The sequence below is a fragment of the Streptomyces boluensis genome, assembly GCF_009908195.1.
Classification (GTDB): domain Bacteria; phylum Actinomycetota; class Actinomycetes; order Streptomycetales; family Streptomycetaceae; genus Streptomyces; species Streptomyces boluensis.
The window spans coordinates 1-4,988 of record NZ_JAAAHS010000487.1 but is presented as its reverse complement, the minus strand read 5'-3'; the positions used below and the strand labels follow the sequence as shown (position 1 = coordinate 4,988).

Here is a 4,988-nt window from a genome sequence, read left to right as displayed (position 1 = left end):
CAACAGCGCCGGGGCGCAGGGCCCACGCGGGACCCGGGGCCGGGGCCGGGGCGGTCAGACCTCGGGGTCCGGGGCATCCCCCGGTGTCGGCAGAACCTCCTCGGCGACCCGCAGCACCGCGTGCAGCGCCGCCGACGCGTTGCCGGTGCGCCAGCCGAGGGCGATCGGCAGGACCGGCACGTCGTCCCCGGCGAGCGGCCGGAACACCACGTGCTCCAGGTGGATGTTGCGCGCCGACTCCACGACCACCGCCACCCCGACACCCGCGCCGACGAGCGCCAGCATGTTGTACGAGTCGGGGGCCTCCTGCGCGATGTGCGGCGCGAACCCGGCGTCGTGGCAGGCCTGCACCATCGCCTCGCGCACCGCCGACTCGCGGGAGAGCGGGAACGTGATGATGGGCTCCCCCGCGAGCTCCCGCACCGGCACCTCCGCGTAGGCGGCGAGCGGGTGGCTGTCGGGCAGGGCGAGGACGAGGCGTTCCATGCGGACGACGCGCGCGGTGATGCCGCGCCGTACGGGAAGGGCCACGAACCCGACGTCGAGACTGCCGTCGGTCAGCCGCCGCAGCGCCTCGCCGGTGTACGTCTGCCCCTCCAACACCAGCTCGATACCGGGGAGTTGGGAGGTCACGGCCCGGGTGAACAGCGGCAGCGCCGAGTAGCTGCTGGCGCCCGCGAAGCCGACGGTGACCCGGCCGACCTCGCCGAGGTGTGCGGCCCGTACGGTGCGGCGCACGGCGGTGGCGTCGGCGAGCAGGCGCCGGGCCGGTTCCACGAGGGCCTGGCCGGCCGGGGTGAGCCGGACCGTACGCGTCGTACGGTCGAACAGCTTCACGCCGAGGTCACGCTCCAGGAGCTTGATCTGCTGGCTGAGCGGCGACTGCGCGATATGCAGACGCTCGGCCGCCCGCCCGAAGTGCAGTTCCTCGGCGACGGCCACGAACCCGGTGAGATGTTTCAGCTCCACGGCGTCGACCTTACGAGGAGGGGAGGCCGGCGGGTCCCGGCGCGCGGCCGTTGCCCCGCCCCGGCCCCCTCGCGAAGCGACCGGCCAACCGACCGGCTAACCGAAGTCGATCGCGGCCAGCGCGGGTCCGCCGACCACAAGCACGTACTGCGCGATGACGAGCTTTCTCCGCATCGAGTGGCTCAGATCGTCACCCGGCATGCACATGGCAATGAGTCCCACAATGCCGGACAGACCCAGGAACCACGGGGCGACGCCGGCAAGCGGACCGCTCGCCTCGTCGCCGCTGTAGACCTGGCTGAGGATGATGACGAAGTACACCACGCACAGGAGAGGCAGCAGCAGAATGCCGAGGCCGGCGAAGATCCGTACCGCCTTCGTCGACGGCGCGAACGGATCTGGCGACTCCCCTTCCGGGGAGGCGGGCTGCGAGTTGGATGCTGTCATGCCCTCACCCTGCCGCAGGCGCGCCGCCAGGTCATCGTGACGGGTACTCATGGCGACTGGGAGTTCGTACTCAAAGTGCGCCTCCGGACCCGCTGAGCCGAACCGGCCGGTCGCACCCGCCGGGTCGACCGATCGCACCCGCCGGGTCGACTGATAGCACCCGCCGGGCCCCAACTACCCCGAATCTGAAGGGTCGTACGTGATCAAGTCCCCCGGCTGGCACCGCAGCACCTGACAGATCCGCGACAGCGTCGAGAAGCGGATCGCCTTGGCCCGGCCGTTCTTGAGTACGGAGAGGTTGACCACCGTGATGCCGACCGCCGCGGCGAGTTCGGTGAGGGTCATACCGCGTTCCGCGAGGACGCGGTCGAGGTGGATCCGGATCGCGTGGAGTTCCTCTTCGGGCATCAGATGGTCCCTTCGAGGTCCTCTCGCATACGTACGCCCTCGCGCATGATCTTCCCCATGATCACCGCGGCAAGTCCGGCGAGGATCAGCACTTGCGGCCCGGAGACCGCCAGTTCGGAACCCACGACCGGCGCCATGCTATCGACGAGCCACGACTGCGACGAACCGGCCACGAGACCGGCGAGCGGCGCGCCCACGGCCACGACCCAGCCGAGAACGGAGAGCCGTCGCGACACCGCGTCGGTGAACGGCCCTTCCAGCAGCACCGTGTTGAGCAGCCGGGAGAACAGGAACAGCGCGAGGAAGCCGAACAGCAGCCAGGGCAGTTCGCCGCCGAGGTCGGCGGCGCGCTGCGCCATCGAGGGGTCGTCCTGGCAGAGGCGCGTGGCGCTGCCGGACGCCTCCACGCCCTTGCCGATCGGCACGCTGTCCGGCACGAGGGTGGCATTGCGCCAGAACTCCGTCTGCACGCAGACCGCCCCGTCGTCGAGCATGTGCGTGAGGCCCGTGCCGACGAAAGCGAGCCCGCTGAGCACCGCCATACCGAAGGTCACCGAGGCCAGGGTCTTGGTGAGTCGCGAATCCATTACGTCCCCCTCTTATCGATTATCGATACGTCGGACTGTAGAGGACCATATCGATAATCGACAAGTTCACGGCTGTCGGACCTGCTGCTGAGCCTGGCTCCCGGCCCTCGACCCGGCGTTGTCAGTCCTGCCTGGCACAGTGGTCAGCGCCGACATCGAATGTCTCTCGGGGGAGAACCATGACTGTCACTGACGACTCGTTCCCGTACCCGCGGCTGCTCCCGCCCGACCCGGTGGCGCCGGTTCCGGACGAGGTGGCCCGTGCCGTGGAGCGCCACCGCTCGGGCGACCCGGACGGCGCCAGAAGCGCGCTGCGCGCGATGGCCGACGCGGGGCGTACGGCGACGGCCGGGCACGCCGCCGCCGCGCTGGCCGGCATCGAACTGGCCGAGGGCGGCCCGGACGAACCCTTCTGGGGTGCGCTCGAACAGGTCGCGGCCGGTGAGGATCCATGGCTGGGGCCGTTGGCGGCCGCGCTGCCGTCGATGGAGTTGTACTCCGTCCTCGAATCGATGAACCCCGGCGCCTCCCCCGCCGACCATCCGGTGATACGCGGGCTCGCCGCCCACCTCACCGGCGACCAGGACGGCGCGGAGGAGGCGTTCGAGCAGGCGGCTGCAGAGGCGGCTCCCGGGCGCCTCGAGGACGACCTCGCCCACGTGCTGCTCGGTCACCAGCTCCTGCACCGCGGGGCCAACCGGGAAGCCGAGGAAGCGCTCACCCGTGTGCTGGCCGAGGAGGACCAGGTGTTCTGCGGGTACGCCAGGTTCCTGCTCGGCCATGTGCTCGTGGAACGTGGAGAGTTGGACGAGGCCGGCACCGTACTGACGCAGGCGATGAGCGAGACTCACCCCTCCGAACATCGCGTCGAGGAAGGCCTGCACTCCTGGGTCGGCGTGCGGCTCGGTGAACTGCTCGCCGGGACATACGAGTTGGACTGCGTCGTGGAGGAGATGGAGAACGGCGGCATGTCGGAGCTGTACTGCACACGGCAGCCGTTCGAGTCGGGTGCCTTCTTCACGAAGGTCAGCCGCCCCGCCCTGGCACAGATCGGACTGCACCTGTTCCCCGGCGACCTCGACACCGTCCGGAGCGAGCTGCGGCGGCTACGGGAATGGAGCGACGAACGCTACGAACGCGGACGGAAGCTGTGTCTGCTCCTCGGCGAGCGGTTGCTCGTCGACGAGCGCGACGAGCGGGAGCAGGCGCTGCAACTGCTGTTGGGTGAGCTGAAGGAGGGCGGCAAGGGCTAGCGCCAGGGCCAGGTTCAGCTCTCCGCCGCGTCCACGTACAGGGTTCCGGTCCATTCCAACGCGTCGTAGCGGGTGCTGTCCTCGTCGTCCGGCTCGGGCAGGAGGCGGTCGGTCAGGTCCAGGGAGATCGCTGCCGGGGTGTCCGTGCAGCGGTCGAGGTAGTCGGCCATCGCGCGCAGCACCACGCTCGCGTCCTCGTGCGCGAACTCGACCCACAACCGGGATCCCATACGGGCGTTGAGGTCACCGGCCGCGTGCCGGTCTAGTGCGGCGGCGGCCGCCGCTGTCATGGATTGCGGTACGTCGGTCATCATGCCGCCAGGCTGTCCATGTCCGTCACCGGTCATACGTCCACTCACCGGTTCGAGTGACCGTGCCTGTGGCGGGGCGGCCGAGGCGGCCTCCGGGCAGGCTTCCTCCGGTCAGGCTTCCTCCGGTCAGGCTTCCTCCGCCGCGGACAGGGCGTCGGTGATCAGCCGGGTGGCGAAGGTGCGGTCGTCGGTGAGGCGGTTGATGTGTTCGGCGAGAAGGAAGGTGGTGGCTTCCAGCGGGGTCATCTCGCTCGGAGTCCAGCGGCCGTACTGCTGGCGCCACAGGTTGGGGCTGAGGTCGGTGCCCGCGGCGATGACCAGACCGGCCATCATGGGGATGGCCTCAGGGCGGACGCTCTTGGGCAGCATGCGCATCGTGGCGACGAGGTTGGGCACCACGTACTCGATGACGTCTCTGTCGTGCTCCTCATACGTGCGCCGCAGCCACTGCATGTACATGTAGATGAGCGTGCAGGTGCCGTCCACGAGGTCGTCCACTCCCCCGGGGCCGAGCGAGGCGGCGAACTGCTCGGTCAGCTCCTGCTGTTCGGCGATCGCCCCTGTCTGACCGTCGTAGACGGCCTTGAGCCGGGAGTCGATCATCATGAGCGCGGCGCCCACGTCGCCGACGGGAGCGTCCTGGGGGTCACAGGGTGAAGTCAAAGGAGTCCTCCTCGTGAGACCGCGGTGTGCGGCGCGACGCGTTCGTATCGTAGGGCTCGCCGCCCCGCTCGTACGGCGGTCCCGCGGAGTTCCGGCGGTCGCGGCAACCCCGTCGAGCACTGAGTCGTGCGCTGAGTCGAGCGCTCTGTCGAAAGGCAGAGTCGGCGGCGGATCCCGTACGACTCGGTCATGAGTGCCGCCGTTCACGTAGGACTCAAGTCGGACCCCTTGACCAGCACGGAGAGGGATTCGCCGGACACCCTCCCGCTCATAGCGTCGTGATCGGCAGGAGCGGACGAGACGAGTGGGCGTGACAGTGGATCAGCAGGTACGTCAGCAGGTTCAGCGGG

General features: G+C 69.6%; 7 protein-coding genes. 1 reads left to right on the top strand and 6 read right to left on the bottom strand.

Annotation, left to right across the window (positions count from 1 at the left end; genetic code table 11):
- Nucleotides 1-54: 54 nt before the first annotated feature.
- The 4 genes from GUY60_RS34330 to GUY60_RS34315 form a co-directional block, all read right to left on the bottom strand.
- On the bottom strand, nt 55-969 hold the full coding sequence (locus GUY60_RS34330) for a LysR substrate-binding domain-containing protein (RefSeq protein WP_161705081.1): 915 nt from the start codon (nt 967-969) through the stop codon (nt 55-57).
- 96 nt (nt 970-1,065) lie between these two features.
- Nucleotides 1,066-1,467: a hypothetical protein gene (locus GUY60_RS34325; RefSeq protein ID WP_161705079.1), complete on the bottom strand. Its 402-nt coding sequence runs from the start codon at nt 1,465-1,467 to the stop codon at nt 1,066-1,068.
- 123 nt (nt 1,468-1,590) lie between these two features.
- Nucleotides 1,591-1,824 carry a helix-turn-helix domain-containing protein gene (locus GUY60_RS34320; RefSeq protein WP_161705077.1) on the bottom strand — a complete coding sequence of 78 codons (234 nt, stop codon included), beginning with the start codon at nt 1,822-1,824 and terminating at the stop codon, nt 1,591-1,593.
- Nucleotides 1,824-2,411 (bottom strand): DUF2975 domain-containing protein, encoded by a 588-nt coding sequence (locus GUY60_RS34315; protein WP_161705075.1) that lies wholly within the window; start codon nt 2,409-2,411, stop codon nt 1,824-1,826. The genes GUY60_RS34320 and GUY60_RS34315 overlap by 1 nt, the downstream gene beginning before the upstream one ends.
- A gap of 179 nt (nt 2,412-2,590) precedes the next feature.
- Between GUY60_RS34315 and GUY60_RS34310 the strand changes: the two genes are divergently transcribed.
- A complete protein-coding gene (locus GUY60_RS34310; protein WP_161705073.1) occupies nt 2,591-3,664 on the top strand; it encodes a tetratricopeptide repeat protein in 1,074 nt (357 codons plus the stop codon).
- Nucleotides 3,665-3,678: 14 nt separating this feature from the next.
- On the opposite strand, the gene GUY60_RS34305 is transcribed toward GUY60_RS34310, so the two are convergent.
- Both GUY60_RS34305 and GUY60_RS34300 read right to left on the bottom strand, forming a co-directional pair.
- Nucleotides 3,679-3,978, bottom strand: a complete 300-nt coding sequence (locus GUY60_RS34305) for a hypothetical protein (protein ID WP_161705071.1) — start codon at nt 3,976-3,978, stop codon at nt 3,679-3,681.
- 123 nt (nt 3,979-4,101) lie between these two features.
- On the bottom strand, nt 4,102-4,638 hold the full coding sequence (locus GUY60_RS34300; protein ID WP_161705068.1) for a hypothetical protein: 537 nt from the start codon (nt 4,636-4,638) through the stop codon (nt 4,102-4,104).
- Nucleotides 4,639-4,988: the final 350 nt, after the last annotated feature.